The 16,217-nt window shown below is 35.4% G+C and carries 10 protein-coding genes; 8 read left to right on the top strand and 2 right to left on the bottom strand.

Annotated features, from left to right (window positions below; all coding sequences use genetic code 11):
- Window positions 1-59: 59 nt before the first annotated feature.
- The 3 genes from ruvB (at window position 60) to queG (ending at window position 3,511) form a co-directional block, all read left to right on the top strand.
- Window positions 60-1,082, top strand: a complete 1,023-nt coding sequence (gene ruvB, locus SIB89_RS07550) for a Holliday junction branch migration DNA helicase RuvB (RefSeq protein ID WP_412561759.1) — start codon at window positions 60-62, stop codon at window positions 1,080-1,082.
- 132 nt (window positions 1,083-1,214) lie between these two features.
- The gene (locus tag SIB89_RS07545) at window positions 1,215-2,555 is read left to right on the top strand and encodes a cytochrome-c peroxidase (protein WP_412561758.1); all 1,341 of its coding nucleotides are present in this window, start codon (window positions 1,215-1,217) and stop codon (window positions 2,553-2,555) included.
- A 35-nt stretch (window positions 2,556-2,590) separates the two neighbouring features.
- The gene (gene queG, locus SIB89_RS07540) at window positions 2,591-3,511 is read left to right on the top strand and encodes a tRNA epoxyqueuosine(34) reductase QueG (RefSeq protein ID WP_412561757.1); all 921 of its coding nucleotides are present in this window, start codon (window positions 2,591-2,593) and stop codon (window positions 3,509-3,511) included.
- Here queG and SIB89_RS07535 read toward each other — a convergent pair.
- Window positions 3,492-4,532, bottom strand: coding sequence for a LacI family DNA-binding transcriptional regulator (locus SIB89_RS07535; protein ID WP_273289573.1), 1,041 nt, complete (start codon window positions 4,530-4,532; stop codon window positions 3,492-3,494). The two genes, queG and SIB89_RS07535, sit on opposite strands and share 20 nt — an antisense overlap.
- 168 nt (window positions 4,533-4,700) lie before the next feature.
- Between SIB89_RS07535 and SIB89_RS07530 the strand changes: the two genes are divergently transcribed.
- From SIB89_RS07530 to gtfA, 4 genes are all read left to right on the top strand, one after another.
- Window positions 4,701-7,331, top strand: a complete 2,631-nt coding sequence (locus SIB89_RS07530) for a TonB-dependent receptor domain-containing protein (protein ID WP_412561756.1) — start codon at window positions 4,701-4,703, stop codon at window positions 7,329-7,331.
- 152 nt (window positions 7,332-7,483) lie between these two features.
- The gene (locus SIB89_RS07525; RefSeq protein WP_412561755.1) at window positions 7,484-8,842 is read left to right on the top strand and encodes an MFS transporter; all 1,359 of its coding nucleotides are present in this window, start codon (window positions 7,484-7,486) and stop codon (window positions 8,840-8,842) included.
- Window positions 8,843-8,848: 6 nt separating this feature from the next.
- The gene (locus SIB89_RS07520) at window positions 8,849-9,787 is read left to right on the top strand and encodes a carbohydrate kinase family protein (RefSeq protein WP_412561754.1); all 939 of its coding nucleotides are present in this window, start codon (window positions 8,849-8,851) and stop codon (window positions 9,785-9,787) included.
- Window positions 9,788-9,793: 6 nt separating this feature from the next.
- On the top strand, window positions 9,794-11,362 hold the full coding sequence (gene gtfA / locus SIB89_RS07515; RefSeq protein ID WP_412561753.1) for a sucrose phosphorylase: 1,569 nt from the start codon (window positions 9,794-9,796) through the stop codon (window positions 11,360-11,362).
- 2 nt (window positions 11,363-11,364) lie between these two features.
- Here gtfA and SIB89_RS07510 read toward each other — a convergent pair whose 3' ends face one another.
- Complete coding sequence (locus tag SIB89_RS07510; RefSeq protein ID WP_412561752.1) at window positions 11,365-13,743, bottom strand: DUF5686 family protein; 2,379 nt, start codon at window positions 13,741-13,743, stop codon at window positions 11,365-11,367.
- A gap of 105 nt (window positions 13,744-13,848) precedes the next feature.
- Here SIB89_RS07510 and SIB89_RS07505 point away from each other — a divergent pair, with 105 nt between their 5' ends.
- The gene (locus SIB89_RS07505; protein WP_412561751.1) at window positions 13,849-16,143 is read left to right on the top strand and encodes an NADP-dependent malic enzyme; all 2,295 of its coding nucleotides are present in this window, start codon (window positions 13,849-13,851) and stop codon (window positions 16,141-16,143) included.
- Window positions 16,144-16,217: the final 74 nt, after the last annotated feature.

Genomic DNA, 16,217 nt, shown 5'->3' with positions numbered 1-16,217 from the left:
CTTTATATTTGATTATTGTGAAATAACTAGATAAGATTCCCGTTTTCACGGGAAATGCTATGAACGAAAACCTAAACCCATCCAACGATAATTTCAGCCCAGAAGAGCTCGATGTCGAAAGAAAGTTAAGACCCTTGACTTTTGAAGACTTCACAGGTCAAGATCAGGTACTAGAAAATTTGCTGGTTTTTGTTCGAGCGGCTAACCTTAGGGAAGAAGCATTAGATCATACACTCTTTCATGGTCCACCAGGACTCGGAAAAACCACATTGGCGCATATTCTTGCTAATGAATTGGATGTTGGTATTAAAGTTACCTCAGGACCAGTATTGGACAAACCAGGCGATTTAGCAGGACTATTAACTAATCTCGAGGACAGAGATGTCCTTTTTATTGACGAAATCCATCGATTGAGTCCAATTGTTGAAGAGTATTTATACTCAGCAATGGAAGATTACAAAATTGATATTATGATTGAGTCTGGCCCAAATGCCAGAACTGTTCAAATCAATTTGAACCCATTTACTTTGGTTGGTGCAACAACACGTTCAGGACTGTTAACTGCTCCGATGCGAGCACGCTTTGGTATCAGCAGCCGCTTACAATATTATAAAACGGACTTATTGACTACTATCGTGCAGCGAAGCTCATCCATCCTTAATGTACCGATAACCATGGAAGCTGCTATTGAAATTGCAGGTCGTAGCAGAGGAACACCACGAATTGCAAATGCACTTTTAAGACGTGTTAGGGATTTTGCCCAAATAAAAGGGGATGGCAACATTGATATAAAAATCGCAAAATTTGCCTTGGAAGCATTGAACGTTGATGCCCATGGCCTTGACGAAATGGATAATAAAATTCTTTCTACCATAATAGAAAAGTTTAAAGGTGGTCCAGTAGGTATAACAACTCTGGCAACAGCAGTAAGTGAAAGTTCTGAAACCATTGAAGAGGTTTACGAACCTTTTTTAATTCAGCAAGGGTTCATTATGCGAACTCCAAGAGGACGTGAAGTTACAGAATTGGCATATCACCATTTAGGGAAAATCAAAGGACCTTCTCAAGGTGGCTTGTTTTAATTGTAAAACTGTCCTGTTACCGAAAATTTTAGCACCTTACATTACTTTAACTAATTTTTTGTGATTTAATCTATTTGAATAAAAAATCAATATAGCTGATTTTATATTTGATTGTAAATAACCATTCAAATCATGAAAAACCTACGCCTAAAATCAATTGCTGTATTAGTTAGTTTATCGCTTACATCTTGCTTTTCAGATAAAGATGATTATGAAAATGTATCAAACGGACTTGAATTAGAAAACCGCATCATAGAGCTTTATGGTTCCACTTCAGTATTAATTCAACCTTTGGAAACAGATTATAACGCTATACCTAACGACATCAATAACCCTATTACAGAAGACAAGGTGGAGTTGGGTAAATTATTGTATCACGAAACAATGATTGCCACAAATGCGAATATGGAAGAAGGTATGTACACTTATTCTTGTGCGAGCTGTCATCATGTTGATGCAGGGTTTCAAAGTGGTATAAGACAAGGCATTGGTGAAGGCGGATTGGGATTTGGAATTTATGGAGAAAGTAGAATCAAAAATCAAAATTATGCTGAAGCAGACCTCGATGTACAACCTATAAGATCTCCAAGTGTTTTAAATGTAGCTTTTCAGGATGTTATGTTATGGAATGGACAGTTTGGTGGTGTGGGTTCAAATGAAGGTACTCAATCATCGTGGACCGTTGGTACACCAAAAGAAGTTAATAATTTAGGTTTTGAAGGGATAGAAACTCAAGCCATTGCAGGTTTAGATGTCCATAGATTAGTTATTGATTCGGAAGAAATTATAAACTCATCCTATAAGGAACTTTTTGATAATGCTTTTCCAGAAATAGCTGTTGAAGAACGTTATACAAAAATCACAGCTGGTTTAGCAATTGCAGCTTATGAGCGTGTTTTATTGCCCAACCAATCACCATTTCAAAAATGGTTAAAAGGAGATACTAATGCGATGAATAATGAAGAAATAGAAGGCGCAAAAGTCTTTTTTAATAAGGGACAATGTTATACCTGTCATTCAGGACCTGGTTTTAACGGTATGGATTTTCATGCATTAGGAATGAAGGATTTAGAAGGCCCAGAGGTAACGACCGTAGTTGATGATGCAACAAAAAAAGGACGTGGTGGTTTTACAGGAAACCCAGATGATGATTATAAGTTTAAAACACCTCAATTATATAACTTAAAAGGATTGCAATTTTTTGGGCATGGCGGAAGTTTTAGTTCAGTTAAAGAAATAATCGAATACAAGAATGAAGCCATTGCTGAGAATACTGAGGTGCCTGCAAATAAATTATCTCCGTTTTTTGAACCATTAAACCTAACTGAAACCGAAATTGATCAGTTAACATTGTTCATAGAAAACTCGCTGTATGATGATAACCTAATGCGCTACGTTCCGGAATCCTTACCATCAGGAAATTGTTTTCCTAACGCAGATTATATGTCATCTTCAGATTTAGGGTGTAATTAAAAACATTATTGTAGTTTAGTTCTTTTAAACTACAATTGAATACAACAAAACATACACAACTCATAAAAGCCGAAGCGAAACGCCTTGGCTTTTTGTCTTGTGGCATTAGCAAAGCTGAATTTCTGGAAGAAGAAGCACCAAGGCTAGAAGCATGGCTCAACAAGAACATGCATGGCGAAATGCACTATATGGAAAACCATTTTGATAAGCGTTTAGATCCAACATTGCTTGTGGAAGGTTCAAAAAGTGTGGTGTCTTTATTGTTGAATTATTACCCATCAGAATTTCAGAATGAAGATTCGTACAAGCTATCCAAATACGCTTATGGTACGGATTATCATTTCGTCATTAAAGACAAATTAAAATCACTTTTACAGTTTATTCAAGATGAAATTGGCGAAGTTCATGGAAGAGCTTTTGTGGATTCAGCACCAGTATTGGATAAAGCTTGGGCAGCAAAATCGGGTTTGGGTTGGGTTGGAAAACATTCTAATTTATTGACGCAACAAGTGGGTTCGTTTTACTTTATTGCCGAATTGATTATTGATTTAGAACTGGATTACGACACACCAGTAACAGACCATTGCGGCACTTGCACGGCTTGTATAGATGCTTGCCCAACGGAAGCCATAACAGAACCTTATGTTGTAGATGGAAGTAAATGTATTTCTTACTTCACCATTGAGTTAAAAGATAATATACCAACAGAATTTAAAGGACAATTTAACGATTGGATGTTTGGTTGCGATATCTGCCAAGATGTTTGTCCATGGAATCGATTTTCTAAATCGCATAACGAACCGTTGTTTAACCCACATCCAGAATTACTATCCATGACGAAAAAAGATTGGGAAGAGATTACGGAAGATACGTTTAGAAAGGTGTTTAAAAAATCTGCTGTTAAACGAACTAAGTTTTCGGGACTAAAACGTAATATTAAGTTTTTGAAAGACTAGCTTGTTTTGTTGACTCTCTAATTATTAATTCTGTTTGTAGCTCAACGGTTTTAAAGTTTGGCGGTAAGTTTTCTTTTTTCTTTTTAATCTCTTTATATAAGAGTTTAAACGCCGTCTTACCCATTTTATAACCTGGCTGGTCAATTGTTGTTAATCTAGGGTTGATAACAGAAGACATAAACCAATTGCTAAAGCCTACTATGGAAATATCATCAGGTATTTTAACACCCATCTCATTAAATTTGGTAATGGCACCTATTGCAACTAAGTCCGTATTTATGAAAATACCATCAACATCCTTATGGTCTTTTAATAATTTTTCTGCAAAATATTTACCCTCGTCAAAGCTCATATCATCTAAAATATATACCAGTGAAGGATCATATGGAACATTATTATCTACTAAAGCTTGCTTATATCCAAGAAACCGATCTATAGAGTTTTGTGGTAGCAAAGGGCCTCTAAAATGTGCAATACGTTTGCAACCATTATCAATTAAATGTTGGGTTGCTGTATAAGCTGCTTTTCTATCGTTAATAATAACCTTAGAGCAATTAACAATTTTTGCAATCTTATCAAACATAACTAATGGAACATCTTGAACCATTAAATCATTAAGATGCTTAAAGTCTCCTGTTCCGTTGGCAAGTGATATAAGGACTCCATCAACCCTTTTACTCAATAATAAATCTATTTGTTTCTTTTCAAGTTCATAAGATTCATTTGATTGGAGTATAATTACTAGATATCCTTTTTTTTCAGCTTGAGCGATAATGCCTTTAATTACGCTCGAAAAAAAATGATGCACAACTTCAGGAACAATTAAACCAATCGTTTTAGATTCTTTAGTTCTCAAAGTCACGGCAAAGGCGTTGGGTTTGTAGTTAAGGGTTTCAGCCAGCTCTTTTACCAAGCGTTTTGTCTTTTTACTAACGTCTGGATAATCTTTCAATGCCTTGGATGCAGTTGTAATACTTATACCTAGGGTTTCTGCTATTTGTTTTAGGGTTACTGGTTTCATAAAACAATGATATTAACTTAAAGTCTATTTATCACAAAGTTACACAATCGAAAACGTTTTCGGAAAATCGAAAACGTTTTCGATTGTAAATTCTCAATAATTTTTATGTATAAATGTAGATTTGATAAAAATTAAATCACTTAACTAATAATTAAACAACTAAAAGAGATGAAATCGATTAAAAACAAATTGAGTTTACTGCTTGTTTTTACCATGGTATCATTTTTAGTTTCTGCGCAATCCAATATTTCGGGTACTGTGCAAGATTCTGAAGGCATGCCACTACCAGGTGTAAACATAATTTTAGACGGAACTACAAATGGTGCTGTTTCTGATATAGATGGAAACTACAGTATAACAAATGTAGAAAATGGTACTTATACCTTAACCGCTTCGTATTTGGGTTTTACAACATTCAAAAAATCGGTTACCATTGATGGTGCCGATGTTGTAGTAGATGTGACAATGGCTGAAGATGCAGAATCCTTAGATCAGGTTATCGTTACTGGTGTGACCAACCCGAGATCTAGAATTGAGTCTAGTGTATCTGTAACTACAATGAGACCAAAGACCATACAGCAATCTGCACCAAGAACAACAGCAGAAATATTTAGAACAATACCAGGTATTCGTTCTGAGTCTTCTGGAGGTGAAGGTAACTCAAATATAGCGGTACGTGGTGTACCTGTATCTTCTGGAGGTTCTAAGTATGTACAGCTTCAAGAAGATGGATTACCAGTATTATTGTTTGGTGATATAGCGTTTGCTACAGCAGATATTTTTACAAGATTTGATAATAACATTGGTAGAATTGAGGCCATAAGAGGTGGTTCTGCTTCAACATTATCGTCTAATTCTCCTGGTGCTATTATTAACTTAATTAGCAAAACAGGAAAAGTTGAAGGTGGATCTTTAGCAACATCTTTTGGTTTGGATTACAATTCTTTTAGAACTGATTTTGATTATGGTTCGCCAATAGGTGAAGGACTTTATTTCCACATGGGTGGATTTTACAGAGTTGGTGAAGGTATCAGAGATGCTGGATATACCGCTAATAATGGTGGGCAATTCAAACTGAATTTAACAAAGGAATTCGAAAACGGTTATGTAAGACTTTACGGAAAATATCTTAATGATAGAGCCATTGCTTATTTGCCAAACCCAATTCAGGTAACAGGCACTAATGATGATCCTAATTTTGAGAACATTCCAAATTTTGATGCCAACAACCAAACATTACACACACCATATTTACAGCAAAGTGTTGGTTTGGGAGAAGATGGACAATTAAGAAGCTCTGATATTTCTGATGGGATGAATCCAATTTCAACATCTATTGGTATGGAGTTATCTTTTGATTTAGGTAATGATTATAAGGTTACAAATAACGGTAGATTCTCGTCTAACAGTGGTGGTTTTAATTCACCTTTCCCAGCGAGTGTACAGACTGCCTCAGACTTTTTGGCGAGTGATTTTGCTACCGATAGAGGTTACGATGCTCTTGCTTTTGCAAATGGTGATGGTGCTGTTAATGGTAGTTCAATTATTACACCAGTGGTTCTGTTTGACACAAAATTGAACAACTTCAATAACTTTATGAATGATATTCGTTTAACAAAGAAGTTTGATAATTTCAATATTACCGCAGGATTTTTTAAAGCGATGCAAAATGTATCTATGTCTTGGTTATGGAATTCTTATTTGCTTGAAGGTGTTGGAGATGAAGCAAGGCTTATTGATGCATTGGATGCCAACGGTGACCCACTATCGGTAAATGGACTTGTGGGCTACGGAGCAGCATTTTTCGGGAACTGCTGTCAAAGAAATTATGATACGCGTTATAATACTTCTGCACCATATTTGGCGGTTGGTATTGAGGCTTCAGAAAAATTAAATATTGATGCAAGTATCCGTTTTGATAAGGGTAGAGTTGACGGAACATTTTCAGGCCCAGTAACTTCTGTTTTTGATATCAATAACGATGGTGAAATTTCCCAGCCAGAAGAAACAGTACAATCGATTGATTTGGCAAACCCAACTACGGTAAACTATGATTACGATTACGTGTCTTACTCAATAGGTGTTAATTATAAACTTCAAGATAACCAAGCTGTTTTTGCAAGATACAGTAGAGGTGGTTCAGCCAAAGCAGACCGTATTTTATTTACTGGTTTGGATTTCACGGATAGTGACGCCATTAACGCGTTGGATTTTATAAATCAAGCTGAATTTGGTTACAAAAGAGGATTTGAGAACGGATCATTATATGCAACATTGTTCTTCGCAAATACTACTGAAGAAGGCGGTTTTGAAGCAACTACCAACAGCGTTATAGAAAATGATTATAAATCGTTTGGTCTAGAAATAGAGGGAACTTATAGAGTCAATGATTTTGGTTTTAGAGGTGGATTAACCTTTACTGATGCAGAAATTACTTCAGGAGATAATGATGGCAACACTCCTCGTAGACAACCAGACTTTATCTACAACTTTATTCCAACTTATAACTTTGGAAATGAAAAACAAAACTCAGTTGGCCTTAGCTTTATTGGTCAGAGTAAAGCATTTGCGCAAGACAATAATGAGTTGGTATTACCAGGTTTTGTTATCATAAACAGTTTTATCAATGTAGGTATAACGGAAAACCTAAAAGCAAATCTTTCTGCAAACAATATATTCGATACGTTAGGTATAACAGAATCCGAAGAAGGAAGTATTGTAGAAGGACAGACAAATTTCCTAAGAGTTAGACCAGTACCAGGAAGGTCTATCTCACTAGGATTGAGCTATAATTTTTAATAAAAATTACTTGAGTAGTCTAAGTAATTAACTTCTAAGTTTGATTGATTGGTGAAAGAGTCAGTGTTAATATTATTTTATCATTGGCTCTTTTTTTAACTATTGATTATAAACAGAGATTTTAAATAGTATTTTTAAGTAAATCTAAAATTATGGGAAGGTTAAAACCAACACTAAGTTTCTGGCAGATATTTAATATGAACGTAGGATTCTTAGGAATTCAGTTCAGTTTTGGATTGCAACAAACTGCCGTTAATCCAATATTCTCTTTTTTAGGTGCCAGCCCAGAAGACCTACCGCTTCTTAATCTTGCAGGCCCAGTAACAGGATTGATAGTTCAGCCAATTATTGGAGCAATATCGGATAAGACTTGGTCACCAAAATGGGGAAGACGTAAGCCTTTTTTTTTAATAGGAGCAATTATTGGTAGCCTGTGTTTATTTGCTTTTCCATTTAGTCCAGCTTTGTGGTTTGCTGTAGGTCTATTGTGGATTTTAGATGTGGGCAACAATATGGCCATGGAACCTTACAGAGCTTTTGTTGGTGATAAATTGCCCAATAAGCAATTGAGCTTTGGCTATCAGATGCAAAGTTTATTTGTTGGCGCTGGTATTGTTTTGGCAAATGCTTCCATATTTCTTTTTCAAGATTGGTTTGGTGGACAAGAGGTAGTGGATGAAAGTGTAAAGAGCATCCCAAAATGGTTGTATTATTCATTTTTTATCGGAGCAATTTTATCAGTAACTACAATTTTATGGTCAGTTTTAAAAACACCGGAAATTCCGCCAGAGGATGAAGAATTAAAAGAAATAGAAAAACATAAAAGCCTACCGTTAGCACAACGCATTAAAACACCATTTCTGGAAATTGTTGACGCTGTAAAGGATATGCCAAAATTTATGTGGAAGCTTTCTGCAGTATATCTTTTCCAATGGTACGCACTTTTTATCTATTGGCAATTTATTTCACCAATGTTTGAAGAGAGTTTAAGTTTTGATAAATCTCAAGCCTTGAGTCAAGCGGCTAAAATGAATACTACTTATAATATTTCAACTATAGTATTCGCATTGGCTTTGGTGCCATTAGCATTAAAATGGGGAGGAAAGAAAGTATATGTATTTAGCTTGTTTTTAACTGGTATCGCCATGCTGTCCATTCCAAATATTCAAGATCCGACCTATGTGTTGTTTCCAATGGTACTTTTCGGAATTGGCTGGGCTGCAATGATGGGAATTCCATATACAATGGTTTCAAAAATTGTACCTCAAGAACGCCGTGGAGTATATATGGGAATTTTAAATATGATGATTGTAATACCGATGGGAATCCAAACCGTAACCTTTGGGCCAATTGTTAAAAATCTTTTAGGCAATAGTGCTGTTAAGGCAATACTGTTTGGTGGTGTATTTTTTATTATAGCTGGGTTATTGGCATTACGCTTAAAGCAGCCAGAATCTGAGTTGTACGATGATCTGAGCGAAGTAGATATTTTTGATAATAACGAAGAATAAATTTTTGTGAAAGCAAATAATAGAGATATAGATATTTTATGCGTTGGTGAAGTCTTGATTGACTTTATTGGCCACCAAAAAGATGTTTTAATTAACAATACAAGAGATTATCATAGGTACTTGGGCGGTTCACCTACAAATGTAGCTATGAATTCCGCTAGACTAGGATTAAACGCTAAAATGGTTGCCACGGTTGGCAATGATGGTTTTGGGGAATATATTTTTAAACGACTTAATGAAGTTGGAGTTCAAGCGAGTTCAGTAAAGAAAATTTCTAATAAGCCAACTAGTGTAATTTTTGTTTCAAGATCAAAGAAAACACCGGATTTTATTCCCTTTCGTGAGGCAGATTATTGTATTTCTGAAGATCAAATCCCAACAGAATTATTAAAGGAAACCAGTATTTTTCACACAACTTGTTTTGCCCTTAGTAAAAATCCTGCGCAATCCACCATCTTAAAAAAGGCAGAAGAAGCCTATAACTTAGGTTGTCAGTTAAGCATAGACATTAATTATGCTGATGAGGTTTGGGATAATAAAGATGAAGCGCTTAACGTAATTAAAGCTTACTGTAAATTCAATCCGCTTATAAAAATTAGCGAAGACGATATGCTAAGACTCTTTGAGCGTAGTTTACCTCACGAAGAAATTTTTGAGTTTTTCCATAATGAAGGTGTAGAGACAATTTGTCTAACATTGGGAAGTGAAGGCGTAAAACTATCTCAAAAAGGTAAAGGGATTATACAATTGCCAGCAATAAAAGTTGAAAGCGTAATGGATGCCACAGGTGCTGGCGATGCGTTTTGGTCTGGATTTTTGTTTGCTTACATAAAAGAAAAACCAATTAAAGAATGTTTAGAAGTAGCCTTACAATTGGCATCTCTCAAGCTTCAAAATGTGGGTAGGCTACCAGACAATATTGATATTCTTTCCAAACTACTCTAAAAAGATATGAATACTAAAACCAATATGGTAAATAATGGTGTAATGCTCAATGCATATCCAGATAGTATTGGCAATAAACTAAGCGACACTATTAAAATGTTGCAAAGACCAGAATTTAAAGACGCCTTTTCATTATTCTACATACTACCAACATTTTTCAATAGTGATTTAGATAGAGGTTTTTCCATTATTGATTATAACATCAACAAGGAGTTAGTTTCAGAAGTCGATTTAGCAGCATTAGAAAAGTTGAATATTCAATTGAAGTTTGATATTGTATTAAATCATTTATCGGTTGCTTCACCTCAGTTTAAGGATTTACTCAAAAACGGAAAAGATTCCAAGTACAAAGATTTCTTTATCAATTGGAATAGCTTTTGGAAAGGTCACGGCACAATGAATGCTGAGGGAATCATAATTCCAAAAGAAGAATTTCTCAATAAGTTATTTATGAGAAAATCAGGTTTACCAATCTTAAAAGTACCATTTCCTGATGGCTCAAAACAACCGTATTGGAACACGTTTTATCAAAAAATAGATGATGACAAAAACATCTTGGGTCAAATGGACGTCAATGCCAACTCAGAATTGGTGTGGGATTTTTATGAAGAAACCTTAGCTAAGGTAAAGAGTTATGGCTGTGAAGTTTTACGATTAGATGCCTTTGCATATTTGCACAAGGAAGTTGGGCAAACCAATTTTTTTAATGTTCCTGGCACTTGGGATTATCTTAATAGAATCAAAGAGATAGCTGATAAAAATGATTTAAAACTCTTACCAGAAATTCACGCAGAATACGGCTTATTTTTACATAAAGAAGTAGCCAGTCATGGCTACCAAATTTATGACTTTTTCTTACCAGGATTGATTATTCACACCTTAGAGAAGGGAAGTAATGAGGCTCTTATAAAATGGGCAAACGAAATTATTGAAAATAGTTACAGAACAGTAAATATGCTGGGTTGCCACGATGGTATTCCTGTTCTGGACTTAAAAGGTAAAGAAGTCAACGGAATTTACAACAAAGGATTGCTTTTAGACGATGAAATCGAAGACCTAATGAATCTCATCCTTGATCGAGGTGGTCGAGTAAAAAATCTATATGATTCTGAAGGAAATAAAATTTCGTATTACCAAGTCAATGCTACTTACTTTAGTGCATTAGGTGAAAGCGAAGAGAAATTGTTGTTAGCAAGAGCCATTCAACTGTTTATGCCAGGTATTCCACAAATTTGGTATCTCGATTTGTTTGCTGGTACAAATGATTATGAAGCTGTGGAGCGCGCAGGTGAAGGTGGTCACAAAGAAATAAATAGAACTACACTAACTAATAAGCATATAGAAGACGGTTTGCAAAAAGATATAGTTTTAAATCAGTTAAAGCTAATTAAAATAAGAAACACTTCAAAAGCCTTCAGTGGTGAAATAGAAATTGAGCAAAGCTCATCATTAGATATTAATATCAAGTGGACGAACAAAAGCCATTATGCCCATTTGCAAGCAGATTTAAAAACGTATAAGTTTGTTATTAGTTACAATGATGAAGATGATAAAGAAATACGACTTAGTTTTTAATCTTACTTAAAACTAAATCCCATCGAATATTTAAAAGCAAAATTATTATCAAACTTGTCTAAGTTATGAAACCCATAGCGGTAAAAGCCACCAACACCAATTCCCATATAGCCAAGATCAAATAATGGTAATTTTATAAGGTTTTGTAATTCCAATCCGGTTTCTAAAAAAAGTTCTTCTTTAGTTGAGAAACCGATGAGTTGATGATGTTCTGGATTTGATAAACTTCCAATTCCAAAATTATTGTGCAATATAATGTCTGGTTGTAGATAACCTTTGTTGTTGAATAAGCGCCCAAAATTATGTGTTGTAAACAGGTGTGCGTATTTATCTGATAAAAACTCATAAGGTGTTACGGTCTGAAAATAATTTCTGACCACAAATCGAAGATCTCTCTCAAAAGCTCCTTCGCCAGTGAACATTAAACCATAAGGAAGTGATTTGTCTAAATAGCCTAAATCTAGACGATAGGTTGTTTTACCTAAGCCTTTCGTAATAAAACTATGGTCTAATGTAAATCTAAATTTGTTATAGCTAAAATCACCATCTAAGGTGCCTCCAAGTCCACGAGAATATAAAAAATTGAGTATTGGTGCATCACTGGGCATTCTCCCAATGACTCCAAAACTGTTGACCAATTGCTCTTTTGCATGATAACCAATACCGATATTTAATTCAGAGTTAGTATAATTTGTTACTGGATTACCATTGTTTAAAAACATATACTCATAAAGCGGAGTAACATCTGTGGTTTTAAAACCAAGTGTCCAATTTAGATTTCTAAAAAGTTTCATATCGGTCGTTATGCTATAAGACTCAATACCATCCATTTGGCTAGCTAAGAAATCACGAAAGGATAGAACTTCGTTAAACCTATTATCGGACAAGGTTCCTACTTCCTTGAGATCGTTCATATACTTTAAACTAAAGGAAATCTCTTTTTTGCCAGGAACATCAATCAACAGCTCTCCACCATACTTCCAAGCATCGTCTTTTAGACCATAGCCAGCGTAACCACCAATTGATACATTTTTAAAGATGTCGTCATTGGTGTAAAGTCCTAACCCTGGCCTATAACCTTCATATTTGTTAGCTATAAAAAATTTAGTAATATCAATATCTACATATTTTAAAGGATACCGACCCTTCATTAAACTAGGAAGTAAATCAAACATCTTGTCGAGCTTAATCTTTTCACTAATGCTATCTATAAACACATAGGTGCGCTTTTCATTGGTGTTTAGTGTATCTCTTCGGTTTAGTTTCCAAAATGTTTCATCTTTTAAACCTGCATTCTCAGGCAACGTTACGGATACAAATGGAAAATCCTTTTTATTAAGAGAAGCATTGGGTTTAATTTTAGAGAGGTAACTTTTTCCAATATAAGAAACACTTCCAAAACCTTCGCCTACGTTAATTTCAAAATTCAACTGTTCAGGGAACCAATGTTTATCATCAACATGCTTGTATTTTTGCTGAATAGTAACATCGAGCTTACCAGAATTAAACGTTGTAGCATCCACACTCTGTACAGCATATTTATTAGAGTTGATGGTAAGTAAACCTTTTAAGCCTTCAAAATTACGATTGGCCTTAGGCTCAAAGGAAATTACAAAAACGGTATCTGTTCCTTGAATATACTCTTGTTTTAGTCTGAATTTATATTTACGCGTACTGCCTTTAGAAATGGGATTTAAATAGTTGGTTTCAAACAATTCGATGTGCTCATTATAAAAAGAAAACGGCTGAAAGCTATTTGCCAACATAGCAAACCTTGGGTTTTTAAACCCTGAAGATCTAGTGGCAATGACACTGTCCTCAGAGAAACGAGGTTTTAAATATTTATGCTTGGCTAAGGTTTCGGTGATAAAAAAGTGAGAGCCTTTCATGATACTATCTATTTTTTCTCGTATGGTATCACTTTTTGCTTTTGTTCCTTCTTTTGGCTTACCTAATGTTATGATGATTTTGTCATAAGACTCATAAGTAAATGAATTTAAATTTTCAGGATTGTTTAGTGTCTTATTGGCAACGACTTTCCTAATAATGCGATGTGCAGGGTTTTCACCATCTATAACTACTTCATCTAAGGCACTAGCTTTAGGTTTCAATCGTATAATTTGAGAAGAAATATCGCTTATCCTCAATGTTTTTGTTTCAAAGCCAACATAACTTATAGTTATACTTTCAACAGTTTTTGGTACATAAAAGGCACCGTCAATGTCTGAAGACGTCCCTTTATAATCTACTTTGCTAAAAAGAATATTTGCAAATGGTACAACTTCTTCTGTAGTGTCATTGATAAGAATTAGTTTTTTCTGGGATTGTGCTAAAGTCTTGGTAATGAAAAAAAGAAGTGTTAGTAAAAGGAGGTTTTTCATTGAAATCTTGGTTAGCACAGTACTAATTAACGTAGAATTTTTGAAACTATTGAATTTTCAGACCAACTTTCATTATGTATCTTTGTGGCTTAATCCAATTTGAATATGAGCAAGCAAAGCAAGCGTATAGAAGCCTTGGTATATCATGCAAAACCTACACCAGGAAAAATTAAAGTTGTACCCACTAAGAAGTATGCCACCCAACGCGACTTGTCACTAGCATATTCACCAGGTGTGGCTGAACCTTGCTTAGAAATAGAAAAGGACGTTAACAATGTCTATAAATACACCGCTAAAGGAAATTTAGTTGCTGTAATTTCTAATGGTACTGCAGTTTTAGGATTGGGAAACATTGGGCCAGAAGCTTCCAAACCTGTTATGGAAGGAAAAGGGTTACTCTTTAAAATATTTGCTGATATAGATGTGTTCGACATTGAGGTAAATACCGAAAATGTTGATGAATTCATTGAAACCGTAAAAAACATTGCTCCAACTTTTGGTGGTATTAATCTTGAAGATATTAAAGCTCCTGAAGCCTTTGAGATTGAACGTCGCCTTAAGGAAGAATTGGATATCCCTGTAATGCACGATGATCAACATGGAACTGCCATTATCTCTGCAGCAGCCTTGTTGAATGCTCTTGAACTTGCTGAAAAAAATATTGAAGATGTAAAAATTGTGGTGAGCGGAGCTGGTGCAGCCGCTATATCCTGTACGCGCTTATATCAATCATGTGGTGCTAAAGGGGAAAATATCGTAATGTTAGATAGTAAGGGAGTTATACGAAAAGATCGAGATAACATCACCTCCCAAAAAGCTGAATTCGCTACAGACAGAAAAATAGATACTTTAGATGAAGCCATGAAAAATGCTGATGTGTTTATTGGTCTCTCTATGGCAGATATTGTAACTCCAGCAATGCTAAAGTCTATGGCAAAGAATCCTATTGTATTTGCTATGGCGAATCCAAATCCAGAGATAAGTTATCAGTTAGCCATAGATACAAGAGATGATATTATTATGGCCACTGGTCGTAGTGATCACCCTAATCAGGTAAATAATGTGCTTGGCTTTCCTTTTATTTTTAGAGGAGCTTTAGATGTTAGAGCTACTAAAATCAATGAAGCCATGAAAATGGCCGCGGTAAAAGCGTTGTCTAGACTAGCAAAAGAGCCGGTGCCAGAACAAGTTAACTTAGCCTATAATGAAACCCGATTGACTTTTGGGCGAGATTATATTATTCCAAAACCATTCGACCCTAGGTTAATTGCAGAGGTGCCTCCAGCAGTAGCTAAAGCAGCTATGGAAAGTGGAGTGGCAAAAGAGCCTATAGAGGATTGGAGTAAATATAAGGATGCCCTTTTAGAGCGCCTAGGTTCTGATAACAAGTTGGTTAGATTGTTGTTAAGCAGAGCACGTACCAATCCAAAACGGGTTGTCTTTGCTGAGGCAGATCAGTTAGATGTGCTTAAAGCTGCACAGATAGCACATGATGAAGGTATAGCCATTCCAATACTTTTAGGAAGAAAAGATACGATTTCGTCTTTAATGAAAGAGATAGAATTTGAGGCTGAAGTTGAAATTATTGACCCTAAATCTGATGAAGAGCTAGAACGAAAAAATAAATATGCAGAGGCCTATTGGATGCAGAAAAAGCGTAAAGGCGTGACCAAGTATTCTGCTCAAAAGATAATGCGAGAGCGTAATTACTTTGCTGCTATGATGGTCAATGAAGGTGATGCAGATGCTTTAATTTCAGGATATTCTGCTAGTTATCCAAAGGTGTTAAAGCCTATGCTAGAATTGATTGGAAAAGCAAAGGGAGTCACAAGGGTGGCAACAACCAATATTATGATGACCCAGCGAGGACCAATGTTTTTAAGTGACACGGCAATAAACATTGATCCAAGTGCAGAAGATTTGGCGAAAATTGCTTACATGACCTCAAGAGTAGCAAAAATGTTGGGTATAGAGCCAATTATAGCAATGACCTCTTATTCTAATTTTGGATCTTCGGATAATCCAGATGCTAAAAAAGTGAGAGAAGCAGTTGATTATCTCCATAAAACATATCCAAACATGGTAGTTGATGGTGAGGTGCAAATGGATTTTGCCCTAAACTCTAAAATGCTTCAGGATATTTTTCCATTTTCCAGATTGGCAGGTCGAAAAGTAAACACACTTATTTTTCCAAATTTAGATTCGGCCAATATTACCTATAAACTATTAAAAGAGTTGAACAAAGCTGAGTCCATAGGGCCAATTATGATTGGTATGGGCAAACCAGTACATATACTGCAACTTGGTGCCAGTGTAGACGAAATTGTAAATATGGTGGCTATTGCTGTAGTTGATGCACAAGAGCGCGAAAAAAAGTTGCAAAGGGAAGCACATTCTTAGTCTAGGCCTTGCCCTAATAATGTAAATAATTTTATTACATTTGGGACTTTAACCTATGACACGGATTTATCAAG

Source organism: Winogradskyella sp. MIT101101, from assembly GCF_047126865.1.
In the GTDB taxonomy this organism is placed as follows: domain Bacteria; phylum Bacteroidota; class Bacteroidia; order Flavobacteriales; family Flavobacteriaceae; genus Winogradskyella; species Winogradskyella ouciana.
Note: the sequence above shows the minus strand (reverse complement) of the source record. Positions and strands in the feature narration are given on the sequence as shown.